Origin of the sequence: Kitasatospora sp. NPDC048298 (genome assembly GCF_043201465.1) — a bacterium.
GTDB lineage: Bacteria > Actinomycetota > Actinomycetes > Streptomycetales > Streptomycetaceae > Kitasatospora.
In genome coordinates this window covers 1-22,090 of sequence record NZ_JBICYZ010000045.1, presented here as the reverse complement: position 1 = coordinate 22,090, position 22,090 = coordinate 1, and the positions used below count along the sequence as shown (strand labels likewise).

Below are 22,090 nucleotides of genomic sequence, written 5' to 3'. Positions count from 1 at the left end.
CCCTGGGCGAATGGACGTCGATCTGCGGCTGGTGCGCTATTTCACGGTCGTGGCGGAGTACGGCAACTTCGGCCGCGCCGCCACCAAACTGCACCTGGCGCAGCCGTCGCTGAGCCGCCAGATCCAGCGGCTGGAGGCTCAGCTCGGTGTCCGGCTCTTCGACCGCTCGCCGCAGGGCAGCAGCCTCACCGACGCCGGTCAGGCCTTCCTTCCCAGAGCCCGGATACTGCTCCAGGAGGCCGAGCAAGCCGCTCACGCTGCCAGAGCCGCCGTCCAGCCCCGTACCATCACCGTCGGCTACGCCGAAGGACTGGTCATCACCGCCTGTGTGCAGGAACTGCGCCGCCGGCACCCCGACAGCCGGGTCCGCACCCGGCACCTCGACTGGCGGGACACGCACGCCCTCGCCGAGGGGCGGGTCGACGCCCTCCTCGCCTACGGACCCCTGCCCTTGCCCACGGACGGCTTCCGGGTGACCAAGCTCCATGAGGAGTCACGGGTACTCGTCATGTCGGCACGTCATCGTCTGGCGAACGAGACATCCGTCAGCCTGCGCGCCCTGTCGGACGAGGAACTGGTGACCTGCGTCAGCACTCCGGTTGTCTGGAGCACGCCCAGGCCGGTCGGCGACCGTCCGGCACCACCCCCGCCCGCGATCGACGACAGCTACGAGGACAAGCTGGAACTCATCGCCACCGGCCACTGTGTCGCGATCTTCCCTGCCGGAGACCGACGCCCCGCTGTGCGCGAGGACATCGCCCTGGTGCCCGTCATCGACATCGATCCCTGCGAGGTCGTGCTCGTCACGCGCGCTGACGACCCCAACCCGCTGCTCGAATCACTGGAGGACGTCGCACGCACAGTGCTCGGCACAGCCTCCCGCCGGGAGAACGACGAACTGCCGGTCAACTGACCCCCTGGGGGTCACTGATGAGGCACGCGGCTTGTCCCACCTGCTCATTCCGCAGGCTTTCTCCCATCGGTCCCGCGACCGGCGGCCGGAGGAGTGCGCGGCCGTGGACGTTCCCCTTGCGGCCCGAACAAGATCAGATACTCGACCGGTCCGGCGGATCCGGCGTTCGTGACTCCATGGGGGACGCGGGTGTCGAACTCGGCGACGTCTCCGGCGGTCAGGACGAGGTCCTGGTCACCGAGTGCGAGCCACAGCCGCCCGTACAGGACGCACAGCCACTCGTAGCCCTCGTGGGAGACCTGACGGGGCCGCGCGGGCTGCCGTTCAACGGCAGGCAGGACGTGCTTGTGGGCGTGCAGGCCGCCGACGTACCGGGTGAGCGGCAGCACCTCCTTTCCGTCGCCGAAGCTCAGCGGCGCCGGGGTGCGCGGCTCAGCCGCCGGGACGGTTGTACCGGCCAGTTCGTCCAGGGAGACGCCGTACTCCTTCGCCAGCCGCAGCACCACCTCCAGGGTGGGCTTGCGCCGACCGGTCTCGATCCGCGACAACGTGCTCGGTGAAATGCCGGTCGCACAACTGATGTCGGCGAGCGTGGCGCCGTGTTGCTCGCGCGCGACTCGCAGCCTGGGCCCCATCGCCGCCATCGTGCCGTCCACCTCGTCGACTGCCACCGTGACCGTTCCTTCCGACCGCCGCTCTCACCGCCCGACCGCAAGCTTGCCAGAATGGCAAGGCTGATCGCGTCGGGCGGGCTTCGCACCGCATGATCGGCGGGCAACCGCGTCTGCCCGCGAACCAAGGAGAAGCCCCATGCAATCCGAACCGACCGCCGCGCTCCGCCACCGCACCGTCGAGGCCCCGGCCGGACGCCTGCACCTGGTCGAGCAGGGCACCGGCCCGCTTGTCCTGCTCGTGCACGGCTTCCCGGAGTCCTGGTACTCCTGGCGCCACCAACTCCCGGCCCTCGCCGCGGCCGGGTACCGAGCGGTGGCGATCGACGTGCGGGGCTACGGCCGTTCCTCCAAGCCGGAGGCGACCGCTGCCTACCGGATGCTCGACCTGGTGGAGGACAACCTCGCCGTCGTGCGCGCCCTCGGCGAGGAGAACGCGGTGGTCGTCGGCCACGACTGGGGCTCCAATATCGCCTCCGCCTCCGCTCTGCTCCACCCCGAGGTCTTCCACGCCGTCGGCCTGCTGAGCGTCCCCTACGCGCCGCCCGGCGGCCCCCGCCCCAGCGGCGTCTTCGACCGGATCGGCGGCCCCGAGCAGGAGTTCTACGTCTCCTACTTCCAGGAGCCCGGCCGCGCCGAGGCGGAGATCGAGCCCGATGTCCGGGGCTGGCTCGCGGGCTTCTACGCGGCCCTGTCCGCCGACACCATGCCTGCCCAGGGAGAGCCCGACCCCCACTTCGTCGCCCGTGGCGGTGGCCGGCTGCGCGACCGCTTCCCCACCGGGGTCCTCCCGGCCTGGCTGAGCAAGGACGACCTCGACGTCTACGCCGGGGAGTTCGAGCGCACCGGCCTGACCGGCGCGCTCAACCGCTACCGCAACATGGACCGCGACTGGGAAGACCTCGCCCCCTACCGCGGAGCCCCGATCGAACAGCCCGCCTTGTTCGTCGGCGGCACGCTGGACGCCTCCACCACCTGGATGGCCGACGCCATCGACGCCTACCCCACCACCCTCCCCGCCCTGTCCGCCTCCCACCTCCTGGAGGGCTGCGGCCACTGGGTCCAGCAGGAACGCCCGGACGAAGTCAACAGCCTGCTGACCGACTGGCTCGCCACCATCCAGGGCTGAACCAGGTGATTCACACCCGCGGGGGTGCTCGAAAACTCCCCGTTCGACCCGGGCTCGCCCGGAGGCGACCCACTTGAACACCGAATTCGAACAGCACCATCATCGGACACCGACCCTGCCACGCCAGCCGAACTCACCCTCCGAGCAGGTGACTTGCCCAGTGGAGTCGCCCCGACCCAGCAGCCCCACCGACCGAGCGAGGAGCCCTCCCGGTGATCGACTTCAAGGTGCTGACCGACCTGGCCCTCCGCGAGGGCATCGAGCGGATCGGCGTCGGCGTGGTGGTCCGCGACGCCTCCGGCCGCGTCCTGATGATCCGCCGGTCCGCGCACGACAACCCGCCGGGCCGGTGGGAGTACCCGGGTGGCGACATCGAGCACGGCGAGGAGCCCGTGGAGGCCGGCGCGGCGCGGGAACTGGCCGAGCAGACCGGCCTCACCGGCATGCCGCTCGACTACGCGCGGCACCTGGACCTCACCGACCGACACGGCCTGTGCGTACGCCAGTTCGTCTTCACCACCGCCGTACCGGACGGCACCCCGGTCGACCTCTCCCCCGACCACGACGACCACCGGTGGGCCACCCCCGACCGGCTCCCGCCGACCGGCGACGGGCAGCGCGCGGTGATCGGGTGGCTCACCGACCGCCTGGCCCTGCCCGGCTGGCGACCGGCCGGCGGCTACCTCACCACCATCGCCAGGCCCAGCTCCTACGGCTGCTTCCTCGTCACCGACCCGCAGGGCCGCGTCCTCGGGCTGCGCTCCACCATCGACCCCGACGTGTGGAACTTCCCCGGCGGCAACGTCGAACACGGCGAGACCCCGTTCGCCACCGCCCTGCGCGAGGCCCGCGAGGAACTGGGCCTCGACCTCGCCGCCGAGAACCCCGAGATCGTCGCCCGCAGGCGCCTGGTCGCCGTCATCCACGAGCAGGCCGGCGCCGAACAACCCGTCCCGGCCTGCGGCCACGTCTTCGACGGCGGCGTCCTCACCGCCGAGCAGCAGGCCCGGATCCGCCTCGATCCCTCCGAACACACCGAGTTCCGGTTCGAGACGGCCCACGACTGGCGCTCCCGGATGACCCCCGCTCGCTACCAGCGGCTCCGCCAGGTGCTGCGCGCCCACCGCTGCGGTGTCCCGCTCTACCTGGAGCGCCCCATCCCGGACGGCGACGACTTCGAGGGCGTCCTGGTCTTCGTCACCGACCGCGCGGGCCGTCTGCTGATGCACCTGCGCGAAGACCGGCCGGGCATGCCCTGGCCCGGCCACTGGACTCCGATCGGGGGCTGGCGCGAGGCCGACGAGAACGCCCGGGAGAGCGCGGAGCGCGAGGTCCGCGAGGAGGCCGGCATCGAGATCACCGGGCTGCGCACCCTCCCCGACCCGCACCACGACCTCGGCCTACCGCTCACCCGCGTCCTGCACGCCGTCTGGGACGGCCCCGAGAGCGACCTGCGCCTCGGCGACGAGGGCCTGGCCGTACGCATGGTCCCCCTCGACGAAGTCCTCACCCTCAAGGTGCCGCCCTACCTGCACCACTACCTGCCCCTGCTCACCGCACCGGCCGACCACACCACCGGGAGCACCTCATGACCCGCCCCGACGACACCGAGACGCCCCACGTCATCGCGGCGGATCCGCTGGCGCTCGTCGTCGGCGTCCACCGCGTGCTGACCGACCGCGGCACGGTGCTGCTCGGCCTGCGCCGCAACACCAGCTACGCCGCCGGCCTGTGGCATCTCCCCGCCGGGCACTGGGCAAGCCGTGTGTCGTGATCGAAGTTGTCGGCTTTGCGTTCCACAGCGTCAGCGGGTGACGAGTTCCCGTACGGCGTCGCTGACGGCGGGGATCTCGTCGGGTCCGGCCCACTCGTGCGCGTCGTGCTCGGTGAGGGTGACCGGGCCGGTCCGGGTGACGGTGACCTCGAAGGTCAGCTGACGGGTGAGGGCGCCGCTGCCGGAGGTGTAGTCGAAGTACCCGAGGTACTTCTCGACCGCGGCGATCCGCAGGCCGGTCTCCTCGTCGACCTCCCTCAGCAGGGCCTGCTCGATGCCCTCGCCCTTCTCGACCTTGCCCGACGGCAGCTCCCACAGGCCGGCCATGAACTCGCCGGCCGGACGCCGCAGGAACAGCTTGCGGTCGCCGTCGGTGATCACGGCGGCCACGACGAACCGTTCCACCCCGTCCGTCTCGGCGGCGGCGCGGATGGTGTCCTCGAACGTGGGGTCGGCGAAGGGAGAGTTCACAGCAGCTCCTTGTGGTGGTCGCTCACCTTGATGGCCGCGCGGATGTACTGCTCGGCCAGCGGACGATCCTGTTCACGATGCCAGACCGGGAGCTTGATCGTGTGCGCGTGGGTGTGCTCGGCGACCGGGAAGTCCCCTGCCTGGTAGCGGCGGTGGGCGTGCGGGTGGCCGGGGAACAGCATGGCCGGGCTCTGGTACAGCGGCAACTGGTTCATGGGGCAGGTGGAGCCCGGCCGGTCGAACTCGACCGCGCCCTCGGCGACCAGGGCCTGGTGGAACCACTCGACGCTGAGGCCACCGAGCTCCTGGGGGCGGTAGGTGAGCGTCAACCCGTACCAGGACGGGACCACTCCTTCGGGCATCGGGATGACCTCCAGCCCGGGGATCCGGGCGAACTCCTCGGTCAGGTAGCGGGCGATCTCCGCCCGTCCGGCGAGGTAGCCGTCGAGGCGGCCGAGCTGGTCGTGCGCGATGGCGGCGGCCAGCGGGTGGATGCGGAGCTTGAGACCGGACCCGGTGACCGCGTACTTCGCGAGCGGGTGCTTGGCCGGGATCTCGGACTTGGCTCGCTTGTTGTAGTGGCCGAACGTCAGGAGCCGGTAGTACGTGTCGTCGTCGTCCGTGAGGACGAACCCGCCCTCGCCGCCGGACAGCGGCTTGGGGCCGTTGAGCGAGAACGCGCCGGCCAGGCCGAAGGTGCCGACCTTCTTGCCGCCGTGGGAGGCGCCGTGGGCGTGGGAGCCGTCCTCCAGCAGGAGGAGGTTGTGCGTCGTGGCGATGGCCTGGATGGCGAGCATCGCGGCCGGCCTGCCCCACAGGTGGGTGACCATGATGGCGCGGGTGCGTGGAGTGATCGCGTCCTCGATCGCGGTGGGGTCGATGTTGCCGTCCGGGCCGGTCTCGACCAGGACCGGCACCGCCCGCAGGTGGAACAGTGGCGAGGCTGTGGCGTGGAACGTCCAGGCGGGGACGATCACCTCGTCCCCGGCCTTGATCCTGGCGGCGTCGTAGGTGGCGTGCAGGGCCGCGGTGCCGGAGCTGAAGGTGACCGCGTGCCGGACGCCGAAGTAGTCCTGGAGGGCGTCCTCCAAGTCGGCGACGACGCCCGAGCGGCCGGGGATGGAGATGGCCGAGCGGAGCTGGGCGATGACCTTGCCCTCGGTGGTGTCGTCCATCGGCGGCCACTCGAAGTGCGTGCCGCCGGCGGTCACCGCGGGCTCGCCGCCCAGCAGGGCGAGGTTGTTCGTCACAGCATCTCCTTGGGGTCGATGTAGCGGCCGGCGGCCTTGGACTCGTAGCAGGACGCGATGAAGGCCATGTGGCCCAGGTGCTGTTCGGGCCCTGCGGTGTTGGGGCGTTCGCCGTCCAGGACCCGGCAGAAGTAGTCGATCTGGGCGGTGGCCGCGCTGGCCGGGGCTTGCGGGCGCGACAGCTCGTCGACGACCTTGCCGTGCACATCGAGGCGCTGGACCTGGCCCTTCGTCAGCAGGACGGAGCCGCGGGTGCCGACCACGTGCAGTTTCTCGGTCTTCGGGGCCATCCAGCGGGACAGGAGCACGGTGCCGTACAGGTCGTTGTCGTAGCCGAGCTGGATGACGGCGGTGTCCTCGGCGTCGTACCCGCCGTCGGGCAGCGCGGCGGTCGAGAAGTCGGCCATGATCCGGTTGGGCATCCCGAAGTACCACAGCAGCAGGTCGACGATGTGGTAGCCCATGTCGATGATGCAGCCGCCGCCGGCCTGACTGACGTCTCCGCGCCAGCCCGCGCCGGGGTCGTCGGTGTGGAAGGTGTACTGGCCGTCGATGAGGAACGGGGTGCCGATCTGGTCCAGGAGCTGGACCACCGACGCGTGGAGGGGGTTGAAGCGCCGTTGGAGCGTGACCATCAGCTCCACCTGGGCCTGCTGGCAGATCGAGGCGAGCTCGCGCGCCTCCGGCAGGGAGGTGGCGAACGGCTTCTCCTTGAGGACGTGCACGCCTCGGACGGCGCACTCCTCGATCACGGCCCGGCCTGCGTGGTGCGGGACCGCGACGATGACGAAGTCCGGCGCCACGTTGTCCAGCAGGTCGGCGGCCTGGGTGAAGCCCGGGACGTTGTGCGTGGCCTGCTGGGCCCGCAGGGTGTCCGGGTCGTTGTCGCAGACCGCGACCAACTCGGCCCGGTTGGAGGCGAGCAGGCCGGGAAGGTGGTCTTCGAGTGCCTGGTGTCCGAGGCCGATGACCGCCGCTCGTCGTTTCATGGGCTGACTCCTTCCGCTTCGTGAGGGAACTTGTCGATGCGTGTCGAGTACAGCGCCAACTCCACTTTCCTGGACAGGCATTGTCTGTAGTCCCGGGGTTGTCCCGCGCTCGCGCGCAGTAGGCTGCCTGTCACTGTCGATGATGGAATTGGCCCCGTGGACGACCCGATCCGGCACCCCCTCGCCTACGCCCGTGAACTGCGCGGGTGGTCACAGAGCGACCTCGTCGTGTTCCTCGACCGGGCCGCCCGCAAGCGCGGGCTCCGCTCCGGCGCCGACAAGACGGCCGTCAGCCGGTGGGAGAACTGGCGCAAGCAGCCGAACCTGGACTCCCAGATCCTGATCGCGGAAGCCTTCGACGTTCCGATCGCCGACATGGAGCTGTTCGGGTGGCCCGATTGGCTGCCCGGCCGTGAGGTTCACCTGCCACTGGGATCGGCGTACACCGTCCAAGCACTTCGAGATGCACAGAGAGCCGCCATGGACCGCCGCAGCTTCATGACCTTCAGCGCCGTCTCGCTGGCCGGCCTCGCCGCCCAGTGGGCCACGATCGAGCCCGATCGCCTGACTTCCGCCCTCGACGGCAGGACGGCCGTGGACCCCGGGCTCGTGGACTGGCTGGAGGAAACCAGCGCGAAGCTGACGACGCTGCCCACCGAACAGCGCCAGCACACGATCAAGCTGATGGACGCTCATCTCGCCACCGTCACCGACCTGATCGAGGGCGGCGGCCACGCCGAGCCCCTCGCCAAGCGGCTGCACCTCCTGGCCGCGTCACTGGCCACCACCTGCGGCTGGTACCGCTTCGACCAGGGCAAGCACTTCGCCGCGGGGAAGCTCTGGGCAGGGGCCTTGCAAGCCGCCAACGCCGCAGGTGACCGCGACTTCGGCGCCGGTGTGCTCTCTGACTTCGCCTACCAGTCGAACTGGATCGGCCAGCCGAACACCTCGGTGGACCAACTCGGCCACGCACTGTCCGGTACCAAGCACCCCACCGCCCGGTCGCTGCTGTTCCTCCGGCGGGCCCGGGCCTACGCCGCGCTCGGCGAACACTCCGCGTGCTACCGCGACCTGTCCGACGCCGAGACCGCACTGTCGACGCGGGCCAGCGACCCCGCGCCGGGCTGGTGCGCGTGGATGAGCCCCGCGGACCTCGCGGTCGACTCCGGCCAGTGCCTGCTCGATCTCGGCCGGGCCGACGAGGCGCACGTCAGGATGGCCGAGGGCCTGGCCCTCCTGCCCAAGGCCCGGGACAAGACGCGTGGCATCTTCCTGACCTACCAGGCCAGGGGCTTCCTGCAGTCCAACGACGTCGAGCAGGCTCTCGCCGTCACCACCGAATCCCTCGATCTGGCCACCCGCATCGGCGCCGAGCGCTGCGTCACCCTGGTCCGCGAACTCGTGCCGGCATTCAAGCCGTACCGCCAGGTTGACGGCGTCGCCGATCTCATCGAGCGCGTCCGGGCTGCGTGACGGACGCTCGGATCAGAGTCGCGGTGATCAGCGGCCGGGAGAGGATGATCCGAGCCGCCGTCGTCAGGACATTGCCAAGCACCGTTACACCGGCCCGGACCGACCGGACCGCCCCGCACCGACCGCCTGAAGCACCCGTCCGCCCAGCCGACCTGGAGGTAGCACCGTGGAGAGCCTTCGCCAAGCCGTCGCCGTGATCGCCCACGACCGGGAGCGGAGCCGGATCGCGACGGTCCACTACGCCGCGCACAGCTGGAGCACGACGCCGGTGTGGACGATCCCCGGCGGCAAGGTCGAGGCCGGTGAGCGCCTCGACGAGGCCGCCGCCCGCGAGCTGCGGGAGGAGACCGGGCTGCTCGTCGAGGCGGAGCAGCTGCGGCTCGTGCACACGGTCCAGGTCGCCGACGGCTGGGACGGCCGGGGCCCCTTCCTGCTGTCGGTCTTCCTCGCCACCGCGTGGCGCGGCGAGCTGGCGAACACCGAGCCGGACAAGCACCTCGACGTGGTCTGGTCCCCCGCCGACCGGCTGCCGCTGCCGATGTTCCCGACGGCCCACGCCGCCCTCACCGACCACCTCTCCGGCGGAAGGGGCTTCTCCACCCACGGCTGGGGCGACGGGCACTTCGACCCCCGCTCGCTGATCGGCACGTGACGGCAGTGGGCCGACACCGCCGACCGCCCCGACCCCCGGCTCCCGACCGACGCCGACACCGACGCCCTGCTGCGCGCCATCGCCGAGGGGCGGCCCGTCGTGGAGGAGAGTGTGGTCGTCTTCCCGGGCAGCACCGTTCCGTACGGCTACCGCACCGTGCACCGGCCGGACGGCGCGACCGACCGTCACCTCGTCCGTCTGGACTCCACGCCGCCGTCCTCCCCCTGACCGCCCACGGAGGTGGGGCCTGCGGAAGCGATCCGCGGGCCCCACGTCCGGTCCGTCACTTGTCGTGACAGCAGTGCTTGTCGGGCTTGACGGTGGTGGGGTCGGTGGCGGTGTGGGTGGCGGGGTCGCCGCCTCCGGTGACGGTGGCCGTGTTGGTGACCTCGTCGTGGGCCTCGCAGGTGGCTTTCACGGTGAGGGTGATCGGCGGGTAGGTGCTCCCGGGGGCCAGGACGTCGGTGCGGGTGCAGGTCAGGGTGGACAGGGTGCAGGTCCAGCCGGTGCCGCTGATGCTGCGGGCGTGCAGCCCCGGCGGGAGGGTGTCGGTGACGGTGACGGCGCTGCCGTCGGTCGGGGTGGTTCCGTTGTTGCCGACGGTGATGGTGTACTTGCCGCGCTCGCCCTGGGTGAAGTGCCGGGCGTGGGTCTTGGTGATGGTCAGGGACGGGACGGGCACGGTGTAGGAGATGATCACCTGGCCGTTGTGGTCCGCCGTCCCGATGGTGGAGGCGCTGTAGGCGGTGCCGGTGCCGGTCGGGGTGGCGAAGCTGCTGCCCCCGCCGCCTCCGCCGCCGCCGGCCTGCGTGCCGCTGTTGACGACGCCGGCGCTGCCGCCGCCTCCGCCGGCGAAGTACCCGCCTCCGCCGCCCCCACCGGCCCCTGTGAGGGTGGGGGCGCAACCGCCGTCGATGCTGCCCCCGGTGCCGCCCGTGCCGACCGTCACGGCGGCGAACCCGCCGCCCGGCCCGCCGGCCGCGGCCGCGCAGGGGGGAGCGGTGCCGGCTGCCCCGCCGGCGCCACCGGTGCTCGTGGTGGTGCTGCCACCGCCTCCGCCCTGCCCCGGCGAGGCCGTGGAGCCGCTGGCGGTCCCCGCGGTGCCGCCGGTGGCATCGGGCGTCGTCCCGCCGTTGCCGCCGTTCCCTCCCGCGGCGCTCGCTCCGGTGCCGCCGGCGGCACCGCCGCCCCCGGCGACCACCAGCAGGGAGCCGCCCGCGCTGACGCTGGAGGCCCCGCCGCCGCCCGGGCCTTCCGCCCGGAAACCGGCGACCGGGATGCCGCCGCCCGGGGCCCCGCCGTTGAACCCGCCGGCACCTCCCGTGCCGCTGCCGTTGCAGCCCACACCGCCGGTGCCGCCGACGTTGATGGTGAGAGTCGCCGGGGAGGCGGACGGCGGGAGGGTGGTCACCACCTGCGCCCCGGTACCGCCCGTCCCCGTGACGGGGCAGGAGGTGCCGGCGTTGTCGGCCCCGCCGGCACCGTCGGCGGTGATCGTGACCACCGCGTTGGCCGGGACGGTGAGGCTCTGCGAGACCCCGGTGTAGCCGAAGGTGAACGACGGGTCGGTTCCGTGGGCCCGCACCGGGGCGGCCACCGCCGCGGCCACCGCCGGTGCGGCGGCCGCGGAGGCCGGCCCCGCGCCGGACAGTGCCACGCACAGTCCCGCCACGGCCCCTGCCCGCCGCCACAGCTCACGGGCGTGGACGCCCTGGTGGGCTCGGCTCCGTCCGGTGTCCACTCCGGAGGGGGGTTGCCGTCTCGGGGCGCGGTTTCTGATCACTGGTGTCTCCTGACGTCCTGGCTTGAGGTGGGGCCGGTGTCGGCCGTACGGCAGCGCGGCTAGTCACCGCGGATTCGCTCACTCATTGTCATTTGACACACACGTTCAGTGGCTGGGCGTGGCGGCCGAACGGACCCGCCACGACCACTCCGAAAGCGGCACGTCACGCGCCGTCGCCGGACCGGCGAACGCCTCCGGGCACCCCTCGGTCAGTGCAGCCAGGGCTGGTAGTTCGGGTTGTCCACGCAGCCGGACTCGACCAGCGAGGCGGTGGCCCGGTCGACCGGGCAGGCCCGGCGGATGAAGTGCCGGTCCACGCCGCCGGGGGCGTCGCGGCTCCGCGCACCCGGGCGCGTGCGGCGTTGTCAGAGGCGCTTGGCAGGATGATCACCATGCTCGCCACCCATCCTGACCAGTGCCGTGACACCCCGCCCGCGCCGCCCGACGTCCGGGGTGACTTCGAGGTGCACCTGACCGTGGAGCCCGGCGCCGCCGAGGCGCTGGCCGCCTGGGCCGAGCGCCACGGCGTGAAGTTCACCCAGATCCTGCTGGCGCGCGGCGCGGCGCCGTCGCAGCCGATGCTCACCCTGCGCGCCGGCGGCACGCTGGCGGAGGTCGCCGCGGAGACCGCCCGGGCCGGCGGCCGACTGGCGCGAGCCGGGTTCACCGTCCTGCGGGCGAAGATCGAGGCCACGCCGTGGGCCCAGGGCGTCCCGGCCTCGGACGAGGACGCCGCGACGCACGGGCCCGGCCGGTACTTCGAGCACCACGTCAAACTGCTGCTCCCGGGCCCGGTCCCCGCCTCGGACCCGGCTCGCCTCACCGCCCTCGCCGAGCTGGCCGTCCGGCACGGCGCGCACCTGTCGCGCAATCCGCGCCGGGTGCGCGAGGACGGCCGCTGCGAGTGGTTCGTGACCCAGCGGTGCCGACTGGTCGGTCTGGGCACCGCGGGCCGCCGGCTGGAGGCACTGCTGCACGACCTCGCCGCCGACGGCCACGAAGTGGTGTCGGTGGAACGCGAGTTCGTCGTCATGGACAGCGCCGAGGCGCTGGACGCGGGGTGGATCGCCGAGCACGAACACGGCACCAGGCCGTACGGAGAGGGAGAGTCAATATGACCGAGAGTCAGTCCCAGTCGCCGGTGGCGTGGGAGAAACTGCAGTACGGGCCGTGGGAGGGCCTCCGGCTGCCCGGGCAGCCGCCGTCGGAGGACGTCCGCGAGGAGCAGGACCTCCCCAGGAGCCTGCGGCCGATCGACGACGAGTCGGTGAGCCAGCAACCGGTCTTCGATCCCGCACTCGCCGGGTACGTCCGGGCCCTTCGCCCCAGCGAGCCCGCCTTCGCCGACCCGCAGCTCGCCGAGCGCTGGTCCGCGGCGCGGCGCGAGGCGCTGAACACCGCACTGTCCGCCGTCGCCGCCTCGCCGTGGGCCGAGCACCTGGTGCTGCGCGGCAGCGTCCTGCTCCGGGCCTGGTACGGCGAGCAGGCGCGGGAGCCCGGCGACCTGGACTTCGTGGTCCGCCCGACGGACTGGGAGCTGGAGGACGAGCGCACCGACCGCATGCTCCAGGAGCTCGCGGCCGGCGCCGAGCGGCTCTCGGGCACGGTCCGGCTGCACGCCGACCAGGCGCTCAGCGACGAGATCTGGACGTACAGCAGGATCCCCGGCCGCCGGCTCGTCCTGCCGTGGACGGCGCCGGGCGTCCCCGGCGGGACGGTCCAGCTCGACTTCGTCTTCACCGAGCACCTGCCCGTCCCGCCGCAGTCCTACCGGCTCCCCGGCGTCACCGGCCCGCTGTTCGGGGCCACGCCCCAGCTCTCCCTCGCGTGGAAGATCCTCTGGCTGGTCTCGGACAACCACCCGCAGGGCAAGGACCTCTACGACGCGCTCCTGCTCTCGCGCACCGCCGAGGTGCCGTACGACCTGCTGCGGCAGGTCGTCACGCAGTCCGACGAGAGCTGGTCGCGCTGGCCGGTCCTCCCCGCACTGATCACCGAACTCAACGTCGACTGGGACGAGTTCGCCAAGGACTACCCGCGGTTCACCGAGCCCGTCGAGGAGTTCCCGGCCCGGCTGCTCACCGCCCTCCGGCCGACCTTCGCGGGCCTCGGCGAGTACGCGCTGCGCGCCCGGTGGCTGGCCCCGGTGACGGAGGAACTGCGGAAGATGCTGGCCGTCGAGGGCATGGACAAGGTCCAGCACTGGATGACCCGGCACCACCTGTTCTCGGACAACAGCCTGGTGATCACCCGTGAACTGCTCGGCGGCGACCTCGACGGCGCCCGTCGCATCATCGCCGCCCACCTGGCCGACCAGCCGGGTCGGTCGACCGACCACCTGGAGGAGGCCGCCGTCCGCTACGCCGCCGAACTGGCCGACGGCCACCGCCCCGCCGACAACCCGTCCTGACGGGAGCGTCGGCCCGCGATCGTTCCTGTGGTCGAGGTCCTGGCCTCGACCACAGGAACCGAACCCCGAACAGCGGTTGTCCTACCCGCCGCCCCCCTCGCTCTCCCGGACCGGCACGGTCCGCCGGCCCGGCCGAGTCCGCTGATCCGGCACGGTCCGCTGCTCCGGCCTGGCCCGCTGCGCGGGGACGCCGGTGCGCTCGTTCTGCAGGTCCCACAGTTCCCTGAAGCGGCCTCCCTCCTCGGCCACCAGCTCGGCGAACGTGCCCTCCTGGAGGACCTTTCCGTTCTCGAGGACCACGATCCGGTCGGCGACGGCCACGTTGGTGAGCCGGTGGGTGACCAGGACGACCGCCCGTTCCCGCGCGACCGCCCGCAGGTTCTGGAAGATCCGGTGCTCGGCGCGCGGGTCGAGGGCGGCGGTCGGCTCGTCCAGGACGAGCAGTCCGGCCTCCCGGTGGAACGCCCGCGCGATGGCCAGGCGCTGCCACTGCCCGCCGGACAGCTCCTCGCCGCCCATCCACTCCACCGCCAGCAGGGTGGACAGGCCCCGGCGGAGCCTGGCGACGACGTCGGCCGCCCCGGAGGCGTCCGCGGCGCGCAGCACCGCCGCGTCGCCCTCGGTGGTGGGCTGGCCCAGTGTGATGTTCTCGCGGCAGGTCAGCGGCCAGCGCGCGTAGTCCTGCGGGGCGACGGCGACCTGCCGCCACAGGGCGTGCGGGTCGAGGTCCCGGGTGTCGCGCCCGTCCCAGCGCACCGTGCCGGCGTCGGGCAGGTAGAGCCCTGCCAGGAGCTTGGCGAGGGTGGTCTTGCCGGAGCCGTTCTCCCCCACCAGGGCCAGGATCTCTCCCCGCTCGACGTGGAGGTTCACCCCGTCCAGGACCTTGCGGTCGGAGGCGGGGTAGGCGTAGTCGAGGTTCTCCACCGCGATCCGGCGCGGCGCCTCGGGAGTGTCGGCGCCGCGTTCGAGCCGGTGTCCGCCGGCGGTGTCGAGGAAGCTCGACCAGTCGTCCAGGTACATGCCGGTGCGGAAGAGGTCCGCACCGTAGCCGACGATGCCCCGCAGGCTGGTGCCGACGGCCGTCAGGGCGAACACGGCCGCCCCACCGCGCGGCAGGCTCATCCGGCCGGTGCTCACCAGCCACAGCATCGCCGCCCACACCACCGCGCCGCCGAGGCCGGAGGCGGCGGCACCGATCACCGACACCCGGGCGCTCTGCATCGCCGCCCGCCGCGAGGTGGCGTCCAGCCGCCGGCCGACCTGGTCGTACTTGGCGAGGAGGAACTCGCCCATGGTGTCGGAACGGACCTGGTCGGCGTTGCGCTTGACGTGGATGTACCAGCGCAGGTTGGCCATGATCCGGCGCTCGCCGATGGTAGCCCGGTTCGCCAGGAACTGCACCCGGGCGGCGTGCACCGACGCGATGCCCTGGGGCAGTGCCGCGAGCACCAGCAACGGCAGGAGGGCGGGGTGGAGCACGGTCAGCACGCCGGCCGCGCCGAGCAGCGAGGCGAGGGAGGCGAGCAGGTTCTGCGCCTCCCCGACGATGTCCACGCAGACCTCGGCACCGCGGTCCGCGGCATCCAGCTCGTCGTTGTAGCCGGCGTGGTCGTAGGCCGTCAGTTCGGCCGCCACGGTGGCGCGCAGCACCTCGGCCTCCGCCGCCCGGGAGATGCGCGGCGACAGGTGGATGGTGACGGTCCTGATCGTGATGCCCAGCAGGGAGCGGGCGCCGGCCGCCGCCGCGATGACGAGGATCGACGGCGCCGCGTGGGCGAGCTTGTCCTCGACCCGGCCGGGGCCGAACAGCGCCGAGATCGTGCCGGTGGTCGCGAACAGCCCGGCCGCGCCGAGCACCGCGGACACGGCCTGGCAGGCCAGGAGCAGCGCGACGGCGGTCCGGTCGATGCGCCAGCCGAGGCGGAACGCGCGGACGACGAGTGCGGGCAGGCGGCGGGCCATCGCGCTGACGCTGATCGCCTCGATCGCCTCGATGCGGCGTCCGTCGGCGAGCCACCGCAGTTCCTCGTCGGCGGTGGCGGCCCCGGCCGCCGTCGTCGCGGCGCTCAAGCGGTCGCCTCCTTCCGCGGCGCGCGGGCCACCAGGGCTTCCGGGGCGGGTGGGACGTGGATCGCGGGGGCGGGGTGACAGGCCACAGATCCTCCAGACACAGAGCGGCGCGCGGACGCGCCGGACCCGACCGAGGGGAGAACACAAGTCGGCTTTCCGAAGGCCGAGTTGACGGTTTCGAGGGAGTCGGCCGGTACGGGCTGACGGCGTCCGATGATGGTGCTGTTCGAATCCGGCGCTCAAGTGGATTACCTCCGGGCGAGCCCGGGTCGAACAGGGACATTTCGAGCACGCTCCGCGCGCGGCCGGGGCCGTACTCCCGTCGGTCGCGCACGGGATCGGGAGGGCCCCGGAGCCCAGTGGGCAGACGGCGAGAGCCTGTTCGAGCGCGGCCTCCGGGAGGCTTCGAGGTGGTCGCGGCAGCTGGGGAGGGCCCACAGCACACAGCCGTCGCCGGATTCATCCGTTCGGCTGGTCAGGTACCCGAGCAGGTTTCGGGCATGGGGAAACCCGGGGGCGACTCGCCCCCCCCAGGCGGCCTCAGGCGCAGCCCGGGCGTGCCAGGGCCTCAGGCCCAGGTGACCGGCAGGCGTTCGGGACTGCGGGTGGTCCGGCCGAGCAGCCAGGTGACCGGTTCGGCGGGGCGGGCGAGCCGGAGGCCGGGCAGGGCGGTGGCGAGGCGCTGCAGGGCCTCGCGCATCTCCAGGCGGACCCGCCAGGCGCCGAGGCAGTGGTGCGGGCCGGCGCTGAAGGCGAGGGTGGGGGCGGCGAGCGGCGCGTCCAGGTCGTCGTCGAGGCCGTCCGGGAACACCGCGCGGTCGCGGTTGGCGCTGTTGATGCTGACCGCCACGACGGCGTCGGCCGGGATCACCCGCCCGCCGAGTTCGACCGGTTCGACGGCACGGCGGGTGGTGGTCTCGTCGTCGCCCAGCGGGATGAAGTGCAGGAGCCGTTCGGTGGCCCGTTCGACGGTGCCCGGGTCGGCGAGGCTCGGCCAGGAGTCCCGGCGCTCGCCGAGCAGGTAGACGAGGGCGTTGCCGAGCGACCCGGACGCGCTGTCGTTACCGCTGGCGAGCAGGCCGCAGACCAGCTGGACCAGCCAGGCCTCCGGGATCCCGCCGTCCTCGTCGGCGGTCCGCACGAGGCGGCTGACCAGGTCCTCGCCGCGCTCACGGCGGCGGCGGGCGATCAGGTCGGCGGCGAAGGCGGTGAACTCGGCGAGTTCGGCGGCGGTGCCGTCGCCTCGGTCCCCGGCGGCCAGGAAGGCCTCCGTCCAGCGGTGCACGTCGGCCTCGTCCGCCCCGCCCGGGCTGCCCAGCCCCATCAGCCGGCTGGTCACCGCGAAGGGCACCGGCCGGGTGAAGCCGGCGACCAGATCGGCCGGCGGGCCGACCGCCACCAGGGCGTCCACGGCGTGCTGGACGGTCTCGGCAACCCAGGGCCGCCAGGTCTCGACGGCACGCGGGGTGAACGCCCGCTGGACGGTGACCCGCAGCCGCCGGTGATCGGTCCCGTCCAGATTGAAGATCGACTCCGGGTTCCCGATCACCTCCGCGTTCGCGCCGTCGACACCGACGGCGTGCAGGTCGTCCCGGGTGAAGCGCGGATCGGTCAGGACCTGGCGGACGTCCCGGTAGCACGTCACCAGCCAGGCGGGGACCCCGTCGGCCAGCACGGTCGGGCGGGGCGGCCGGGCCGGCTGGAAGGGGATCCGGTGCAGCGGCGGGAGGACGGTGCTCGTGCTGGCGGGTGCGATGACGGGGCTCCTTGCCGCGCGTGTGGACCGTGAGAGCGGAGAGGCTCCCGGCCCTTCGACTCTCCTGTCCGGCAGGTCAGTACGGCACATGTCTACGGGCAGCCGCAGGCGCGGGACCACCGCCGCACCCGACTGTCACCCGTCCGTGGGGCCGCGGGCACCGGGCGATTGACCGGGCGGTTGACACGGTGGCGGAGCGCCGACCGGCGGTCCGGTCGTCGCCAGGCGGGCGGCCGGACCGATAATGGACCGAACGATTCCGTGGGTGAGAGGTGACGCATGGCCAGCAGGTTGCGGGTGCTGAGGAAGCAGAACAGGCTCAGCCTGGAGGCACTCGCCGAGCAGGTCGGCGTCACCAAGAGCTACCTCTCCAAGGTCGAGCGCGGCATCAGCGACCCGTCGATCTCGACCGCGCTCAAGCTGGCCCACGCCCTCAAGGTCGACGTCGGCCGGCTCTTCTCGGACGAGGTGGAGCCCGAGCTCGTCACCGTCGTCCGGGCCGGCGAGCGCACCCCCGTCGGCACCGGGGCCGGCTCCGAGGCCTCCCGCTACGAGGGCATCGCGACCGGCCTCAGCGGCAAGCAGATGGTGCCGTTCATGATGTACCCGCCGACCGAGCCGGCGGACTCGCCCTTCAAGTCGCACACGGGCGAGGAGTTCTTCTTCGTCCACGCGGGCACCGCCGTCCTGGAGTTCCCCGAGCGGAGCGTCGAACTCGGGCCCGGGGACAGTGTCTACTTCAACTCGGCCCTGCCCCACCGCTGCCGGAGCACCGGGCCGGAGCCGGCCGAGATCCTCGTGGTCATCCACGACGACCCGGACGGCTCCTCGGACCGGGTTCCCACCCTGCCCTGACGGCCCTCGGCGCCCCGTTCTCGGCGCCCCGTGTTCGGCGCTCAGCCCTCGGCGCTCAGGCCTCGACGTCAGCCCTCGGCGCTCAGACCTCAGCGCTCAGACCTCGACGTCAGCCCTCGGCGTCAGGCCTTCGCCCCGGCGTCGGCCGCCAGGGCGACGCCCGCCCCCGACAGCAACGCGGCCAGCCGCGCCGTCCGCGCCTCGTCCAGCGGCAGCAACGGGCGCCGGGGCTCGCCGACGTCCAGGCCGCACAGCGCCAGGCCCGCCTTCACCGTGGTCGGCAGACCACCGCCGACCAGGAACTGCAGCAGCGGCAGCTGCCGGTAGAACACCCGGCGGGCCGCCTCCAGGTCGGCGTCGCGCACCGCCCGGTACAGCTCCAGGGTGAGTTCGGGGATGACGCACGGTGCCGCCGTGCACCAGCCGGCCGCGCCGGCCGCGAACGCCTCCAGGGCCATCGGGTTGGACCCGTTGTAGAACGGCAGGGCGCCGTCGGACAGTTGGGCCAGCCGGTGCATCCGCTGGATGTCGCCGCTGCTCTCCTTGACCATGGTGATGTTCTCCACCTGGTCGACCAGCCGGTGCATGAGTTCCGGGCTGAGGTCGACCCCGGCGGTGGCGGGGTTGTTGTAGATCATCAGCGGGATGCCGATCGCGTCGGCGATCTCGGTGTAGTGCCGGGTGACCTCGCGCTCGTCCAGCCTCCAGTACGACAGCGGCAGCACCATCACCACGTCGGCGCCGGCCTTCTCGGCGAACCGGGCACGGCGGACGGCGCTGCGGGTGGTGAGGTCGGCGATGCCGACGACGGTGGGCACCCGGCCCGCGACGGCCGACACCGCCGCCTCGGTGACGGCGTACCACTCCTGGTCGTCGAGGTAGGCGCTCTCGCCGGTGGACCCCAGCGGGGCGATGGCGTGGCAGCCGGAGCCGACCAGGCGGTCGATCAGCTCGGTGAGCCGGGTGAGGTCCAGGCCGCCGTCGGCGGCGGAGAACGGGGTCACCGGGTAGGCGATGATCCCCTCGAGGGCGGTACTGGCAGAAGTGGCGATGGGCATCTCAGGAGTCCTTCCGGTTGACGAGGGCGTCGCCGTGGCCGGCCCGCAGGGCGCGGCGGGCGTAGTACGAGAAGTTCGCCTGGCCGCGCTTGGGGGTGGAGATCCAGTCGTGCGCCTCCTGGGCGAGCAGTTCGGGGATCTCCTGGATCTTCCCGGCGGCACTGGCGAGGAGCTGCAGTTTCGCGGCCCGCTCGAAGAGCAGGGCCAGCGTGCACGCCTCCTCGACGGTCCCGGTGGCGACCAGCTGGCCGTGGTGCGCGAGCAGCAGGGCACGCTTGTCGCCGAGGGCGGCGGCGATGATCTCGCCCTCCTCGTTGCCGACCGGGATGCCGGGCCACTTCTCCAGGAACGCGCAGTCGTCGTACAGCGGGCACATGTCCATGTGCGACACGACCAGCGGGGTCTCCAGCATCGACAGCGCGGAGATGTGCAGCGGGTGGGTGTGGATGATGCAGTTGACGTCCGGGCGGGCCCGGTAGACCCAGCTGTGGAACCGGTTGGCCGGGTTGGCCATCCCGTCGCCCTCCAGGACGTTGAGGTCCTCGTCGACGAGGAGCAGGTTGTCCTCGGTGATCTCGTCGAAGCCCAGGCCCAGGCGCTGGGTGTAGTAGGTGCCCGGACGCTCGGCCCGGGCGGTGATCTGGCCGGCCAGCCCGGAGTCGTGCCCGGCGTCGAACAGGATGCGGCAGGTCAGTGCGAGCTTCTGTCGCACCGTCCAGCCGCTGTCGGGTATCGCGGCCCGCATCCGGTGATGGGCCAGGTCCACGAGGTCGGACTTGTCCGTCCGGAACGTGTCGGCCATGCCGTGGTTCTCCTTCGCTCTACGGTCGCGGCGGTCCTCAGGACGCTCAAGGGCACTCAAAGGGCACCCGAGGACGCCCCCGTCGAGTCGGGTCGAGTCGAGCACCGAGGACACTTTCTTCACTTTAGGACACCTTGTGTCCTCGCGTCGACCGTTCACCCCCACGACTCCCCGGACGACCCGGCCGCGCCGTGACGGCACGCTGAAGCCCGCGCGGGCGCCGAGCCGGTTCCCCGACGTCAGGGTCGGGTCGCCTCGGCGCGCCGCGCGGGCGGGTGTCGTGGGCCGGAGGTCAGCGCACGGTGACGGTGAAGACGGGCGAGGCGGCGGTTCCGCTGATGATGCGCAGCTCGTTCAGGCCCTTGATGCCGAGCTTCACGCCGAGGGAGTAGGAGCCGGTACGGGTCGTGGCGACGGACGCGGGCAGGCTGACCCACGCGCCGCGCTGCTTCTGCTGCAGGGTCACCGTGGTTCCCGCCTTGAGGCCGGTGGTCGTGCCGGTGACGCGGAACAGCTGCCACGCCTGGACGGAGTTGACCGACGGCGTGGCGCTGATGCCGGCCTGCACGGCGGCCGCCGACGGGACGGCCGGGGCGACGGCGACGGGCTGGGCGACGAGGGCGGACGGGGCGGTGGCGACGGACGGGGCGGCGGGGGTGGGCTGGGAGGCCGGGGCGGCCGCCATCGCGGCGCCCGCCAGGGCGAGGGAGATGGCGCTGAGGGTGGCCACGGCGGCCAGGCGCAGGGAGTTCCGCTTGGAGACGATCACGGGTACACCTCTTTCAACGGAGGGTCCGGCCCAAGACATGAGCGATGCGACTCGGGCACTGTCATCCGTAGAGACGCCCCGCTCCGCACTCAGGTTGTGGACGAAACGTCACCATCGTGTCACAGCAAGCGAGTTCGCGGGTCCGAATGCCGAAGGAGCGCGACGGAGAGGGTCGTGAGGCGGACTTCCCGCGCGGCGCGGGCGAGTTGGCTAGAATGCGCGGGCCTGGCATGATCACCAATGAAGGGGCGGGGAATGAGCACCGACGAGACCATGGCGACGGCCGCCGAGTTCGGGTCCGAAGAATCGGCAGCCCTGCACATACGTCAGGACATTCCGCACAGCGCCCGGATGTACGACTACTTCCTCGGCGGCAAGGACAACTTCGCGGTCGACCGCGAAGCCGCCGAACGCGTCCTGACCGTCTTCCCCACCATGCGCACCGCGGTCCACGCCAACCGCGCCTTCATGCACCGCGCCACCCGGGCCCTGGCCCGACGCGGCCTGCGCCAGTGGCTGGACATCGGCACCGGCATCCCCACCTCGCCGAACCTCCACGAGGTCGCCCAGGCCGTGGAACCGTCGGCCCGCGTGGTCTACGCCGACAACGACCCCGTCGTCCTGGCCCACTCCCGCGCCCTGATGACCAGCACCCCCCAGGGCCGCACCGCGTACGTCCACGGCGACGTCCACGACCCGGCCGCCATCCTGTCCACCCCCCAGGTCGCCGAGACGCTCGACCTCACCCGGCCCGTGGTCCTCTCGATGGTGGCCCTGCTCCACTTCGTCCCCGAACTCGACGACGCCCACGCCATCGTCAAGCACCTCCTGGACCCCCTGCCGGCGGGCTCCGCGCTCGTCCTCTCCCACGCCACCGCCGAGCTCGACCCGGCCGGCGCCTGCAAGGTGCAGGAGATCTACAACCAGGCCGGAACCTCCCTCCGGCTGCGCCCCAAGGCCGAGTTCGCGACCTTCTTCGACGGCCTCGACCTCCTCGGCCCCGGCATCGTCCCCGCCCACCGCTGGCACGGCGACGACACCGACACCCCCGCGGACAGCCTCCCCGCCACCGTCACCGACGCCCAGGTCTCCTTCTACGCGGCCGTCGCCATCAAGCCCTGAGTGCCCTCGCGTGCTCGCGGCGGACACGCCAACGGCCGTGGGGGGGGGGGGGGGGGGGGGGGGCGCCGCGGCGCCGCCGGGGGGGGGGGGGGGGGGGGGGGGGGGGGGGGCGGGGGGCGGGCGGGCCGGGGGGGGGGGGGGGG

At 72.6% G+C, this 22,090-nt stretch carries 21 protein-coding genes; 11 read left to right on the top strand and 10 right to left on the bottom strand.

The features are described from left to right. Positions 1-10: 10 nt before the first annotated feature. Complete coding sequence (locus tag ACGF0D_RS28690; RefSeq protein ID WP_392921090.1) at positions 11-913, top strand: LysR family transcriptional regulator; 903 nt, start codon at positions 11-13, stop codon at positions 911-913. A gap of 44 nt (positions 914-957) precedes the next feature. On the opposite strand, the gene ACGF0D_RS28685 is transcribed toward ACGF0D_RS28690, so the two are convergent. Continuing rightward, on the bottom strand, positions 958-1,584 hold the full coding sequence (locus ACGF0D_RS28685) for a helix-turn-helix domain-containing protein (protein WP_392921087.1): 627 nt from the start codon (positions 1,582-1,584) through the stop codon (positions 958-960). Between the two features lie 139 nt (positions 1,585-1,723). Between ACGF0D_RS28685 and ACGF0D_RS28680 the strand changes: the two genes are divergently transcribed. The 3 genes from ACGF0D_RS28680 to ACGF0D_RS28670 all read left to right on the top strand — a co-directional run bounded on the left by ACGF0D_RS28680 (position 1,724) and on the right by ACGF0D_RS28670 (position 4,487). Further along, complete coding sequence (locus ACGF0D_RS28680) at positions 1,724-2,713, top strand: alpha/beta fold hydrolase (RefSeq protein ID WP_392921085.1); 990 nt, start codon at positions 1,724-1,726, stop codon at positions 2,711-2,713. A gap of 212 nt (positions 2,714-2,925) precedes the next feature. Beyond that, the gene (locus ACGF0D_RS28675; protein ID WP_392877416.1) at positions 2,926-4,305 is read left to right on the top strand and encodes an NUDIX domain-containing protein; all 1,380 of its coding nucleotides are present in this window, start codon (positions 2,926-2,928) and stop codon (positions 4,303-4,305) included. Continuing rightward, a complete protein-coding gene (locus ACGF0D_RS28670; RefSeq protein ID WP_392877418.1) occupies positions 4,302-4,487 on the top strand; it encodes a hypothetical protein in 186 nt (61 codons plus the stop codon). Before ACGF0D_RS28675 ends, ACGF0D_RS28670 begins: the two co-directional genes overlap by 4 nt. A gap of 30 nt (positions 4,488-4,517) precedes the next feature. Here ACGF0D_RS28670 and ACGF0D_RS28665 read toward each other — a convergent pair whose 3' ends face one another. The 3 genes from ACGF0D_RS28665 to ACGF0D_RS28655 are packed head-to-tail and all read right to left on the bottom strand — an operon-like array spanning position 4,518 to position 7,197. Beyond that, complete coding sequence (locus tag ACGF0D_RS28665) at positions 4,518-4,958, bottom strand: NUDIX domain-containing protein (RefSeq protein WP_392877420.1); 441 nt, start codon at positions 4,956-4,958, stop codon at positions 4,518-4,520. After that, positions 4,955-6,208 (bottom strand): DegT/DnrJ/EryC1/StrS family aminotransferase, encoded by a 1,254-nt coding sequence (locus tag ACGF0D_RS28660; RefSeq protein WP_392921082.1) that lies wholly within the window; start codon positions 6,206-6,208, stop codon positions 4,955-4,957. The genes ACGF0D_RS28665 and ACGF0D_RS28660 overlap by 4 nt, the downstream gene beginning before the upstream one ends. After that, complete coding sequence (locus tag ACGF0D_RS28655) at positions 6,205-7,197, bottom strand: Gfo/Idh/MocA family protein (RefSeq protein WP_392877423.1); 993 nt, start codon at positions 7,195-7,197, stop codon at positions 6,205-6,207. Before ACGF0D_RS28655 ends, ACGF0D_RS28660 begins: the two co-directional genes overlap by 4 nt. Before the next feature lie 156 nt (positions 7,198-7,353). Between ACGF0D_RS28655 and ACGF0D_RS28650 the strand changes: the two genes are divergently transcribed. The 3 genes from ACGF0D_RS28650 to ACGF0D_RS28640 all read left to right on the top strand — a co-directional run bounded on the left by ACGF0D_RS28650 (position 7,354) and on the right by ACGF0D_RS28640 (position 9,550). Further along, entirely contained in the window at positions 7,354-8,670 is a 1,317-nt protein-coding gene (locus ACGF0D_RS28650) for a helix-turn-helix transcriptional regulator (protein WP_392877425.1), read from the top strand. 166 nt (positions 8,671-8,836) lie between these two features. Then, complete coding sequence (locus ACGF0D_RS28645; RefSeq protein WP_392921079.1) at positions 8,837-9,322, top strand: NUDIX domain-containing protein; 486 nt, start codon at positions 8,837-8,839, stop codon at positions 9,320-9,322. Positions 9,323-9,421: 99 nt separating this feature from the next. Next, positions 9,422-9,550 (top strand): hypothetical protein, encoded by a 129-nt coding sequence (locus tag ACGF0D_RS28640; RefSeq protein ID WP_392921076.1) that lies wholly within the window; start codon positions 9,422-9,424, stop codon positions 9,548-9,550. A gap of 55 nt (positions 9,551-9,605) precedes the next feature. Here ACGF0D_RS28640 and ACGF0D_RS28635 read toward each other — a convergent pair whose 3' ends face one another. Next, a complete protein-coding gene (locus ACGF0D_RS28635; RefSeq protein WP_392921074.1) occupies positions 9,606-10,979 on the bottom strand; it encodes a hypothetical protein in 1,374 nt (457 codons plus the stop codon). A gap of 509 nt (positions 10,980-11,488) precedes the next feature. On the opposite strand from ACGF0D_RS28635, the gene ACGF0D_RS28630 reads away from it, so the two are divergent. Then, a complete protein-coding gene (locus ACGF0D_RS28630; protein WP_392921072.1) occupies positions 11,489-12,223 on the top strand; it encodes a hypothetical protein in 735 nt (244 codons plus the stop codon). Further along, positions 12,220-13,515 carry a nucleotidyl transferase AbiEii/AbiGii toxin family protein gene (locus ACGF0D_RS28625; RefSeq protein ID WP_392921070.1) on the top strand — a complete coding sequence of 432 codons (1,296 nt, stop codon included), beginning with the start codon at positions 12,220-12,222 and terminating at the stop codon, positions 13,513-13,515. The genes ACGF0D_RS28630 and ACGF0D_RS28625 overlap by 4 nt, the downstream gene beginning before the upstream one ends. A gap of 81 nt (positions 13,516-13,596) precedes the next feature. On the opposite strand, the gene ACGF0D_RS28620 is transcribed toward ACGF0D_RS28625, so the two are convergent. Then, complete coding sequence (locus ACGF0D_RS28620; protein WP_392921068.1) at positions 13,597-15,585, bottom strand: ABC transporter ATP-binding protein; 1,989 nt, start codon at positions 15,583-15,585, stop codon at positions 13,597-13,599. Positions 15,586-16,153: 568 nt separating this feature from the next. Continuing rightward, the gene (locus ACGF0D_RS28615) at positions 16,154-17,260 is read right to left on the bottom strand and encodes a cytochrome P450 (protein WP_392921066.1); all 1,107 of its coding nucleotides are present in this window, start codon (positions 17,258-17,260) and stop codon (positions 16,154-16,156) included. A gap of 360 nt (positions 17,261-17,620) precedes the next feature. Between ACGF0D_RS28615 and ACGF0D_RS28610 the strand changes: the two genes are divergently transcribed. Then, entirely contained in the window at positions 17,621-18,196 is a 576-nt protein-coding gene (locus ACGF0D_RS28610) for a helix-turn-helix domain-containing protein (protein WP_392877441.1), read from the top strand. Positions 18,197-18,318: 122 nt separating this feature from the next. Here ACGF0D_RS28610 and ACGF0D_RS28605 read toward each other — a convergent pair whose 3' ends face one another. The 3 genes from ACGF0D_RS28605 to ACGF0D_RS28595 all read right to left on the bottom strand — a co-directional run bounded on the left by ACGF0D_RS28605 (position 18,319) and on the right by ACGF0D_RS28595 (position 20,822). Continuing rightward, positions 18,319-19,254 carry a dihydrodipicolinate synthase family protein gene (locus tag ACGF0D_RS28605; RefSeq protein ID WP_392877442.1) on the bottom strand — a complete coding sequence of 312 codons (936 nt, stop codon included), beginning with the start codon at positions 19,252-19,254 and terminating at the stop codon, positions 18,319-18,321. 1 nt (position 19,255) lies between these two features. Beyond that, positions 19,256-20,056, bottom strand: a complete 801-nt coding sequence (locus ACGF0D_RS28600; RefSeq protein ID WP_392877444.1) for an aldolase — start codon at positions 20,054-20,056, stop codon at positions 19,256-19,258. Positions 20,057-20,348: 292 nt separating this feature from the next. Beyond that, entirely contained in the window at positions 20,349-20,822 is a 474-nt protein-coding gene (locus ACGF0D_RS28595) for a hypothetical protein (protein ID WP_392877606.1), read from the bottom strand. Between the two features lie 258 nt (positions 20,823-21,080). On the opposite strand from ACGF0D_RS28595, the gene ACGF0D_RS28590 reads away from it, so the two are divergent. Beyond that, positions 21,081-21,947, top strand: a complete 867-nt coding sequence (locus ACGF0D_RS28590) for an SAM-dependent methyltransferase (protein WP_392877446.1) — start codon at positions 21,081-21,083, stop codon at positions 21,945-21,947. Positions 21,948-22,090: the final 143 nt, after the last annotated feature.

Bases quoted from the DNA above. Each gene is read 5' to 3' on its own strand.
- ACGF0D_RS28690 (WP_392921090.1), top strand. From the start codon at position 11: ATGGACGTCGATCTGCGGCTGGTGCGCTATTTCACGGTCGTGGCGGAG.
- ACGF0D_RS28680 (WP_392921085.1), top strand. From the start codon at position 1,724: ATGCAATCCGAACCGACCGCCGCGCTCCGCCACCGCACCGTCGAGGCC.
- ACGF0D_RS28670 (WP_392877418.1), top strand. From the start codon at position 4,302: ATGACCCGCCCCGACGACACCGAGACGCCCCACGTCATCGCGGCGGAT.
- ACGF0D_RS28655 (WP_392877423.1), bottom strand. From the start codon at position 7,197: ATGAAACGACGAGCGGCGGTCATCGGCCTCGGACACCAGGCACTCGAA.
- ACGF0D_RS28630 (WP_392921072.1), top strand. From the start codon at position 11,489: ATGATCACCATGCTCGCCACCCATCCTGACCAGTGCCGTGACACCCCG.
- ACGF0D_RS28625 (WP_392921070.1), top strand. From the start codon at position 12,220: ATGACCGAGAGTCAGTCCCAGTCGCCGGTGGCGTGGGAGAAACTGCAG.
- ACGF0D_RS28610 (WP_392877441.1), top strand. From the start codon at position 17,621: ATGGCCAGCAGGTTGCGGGTGCTGAGGAAGCAGAACAGGCTCAGCCTG.
- ACGF0D_RS28605 (WP_392877442.1), bottom strand. From the start codon at position 19,254: ATGCCCATCGCCACTTCTGCCAGTACCGCCCTCGAGGGGATCATCGCC.
- ACGF0D_RS28600 (WP_392877444.1), bottom strand. From the start codon at position 20,056: ATGGCCGACACGTTCCGGACGGACAAGTCCGACCTCGTGGACCTGGCC.
- ACGF0D_RS28590 (WP_392877446.1), top strand. From the start codon at position 21,081: ATGAGCACCGACGAGACCATGGCGACGGCCGCCGAGTTCGGGTCCGAA.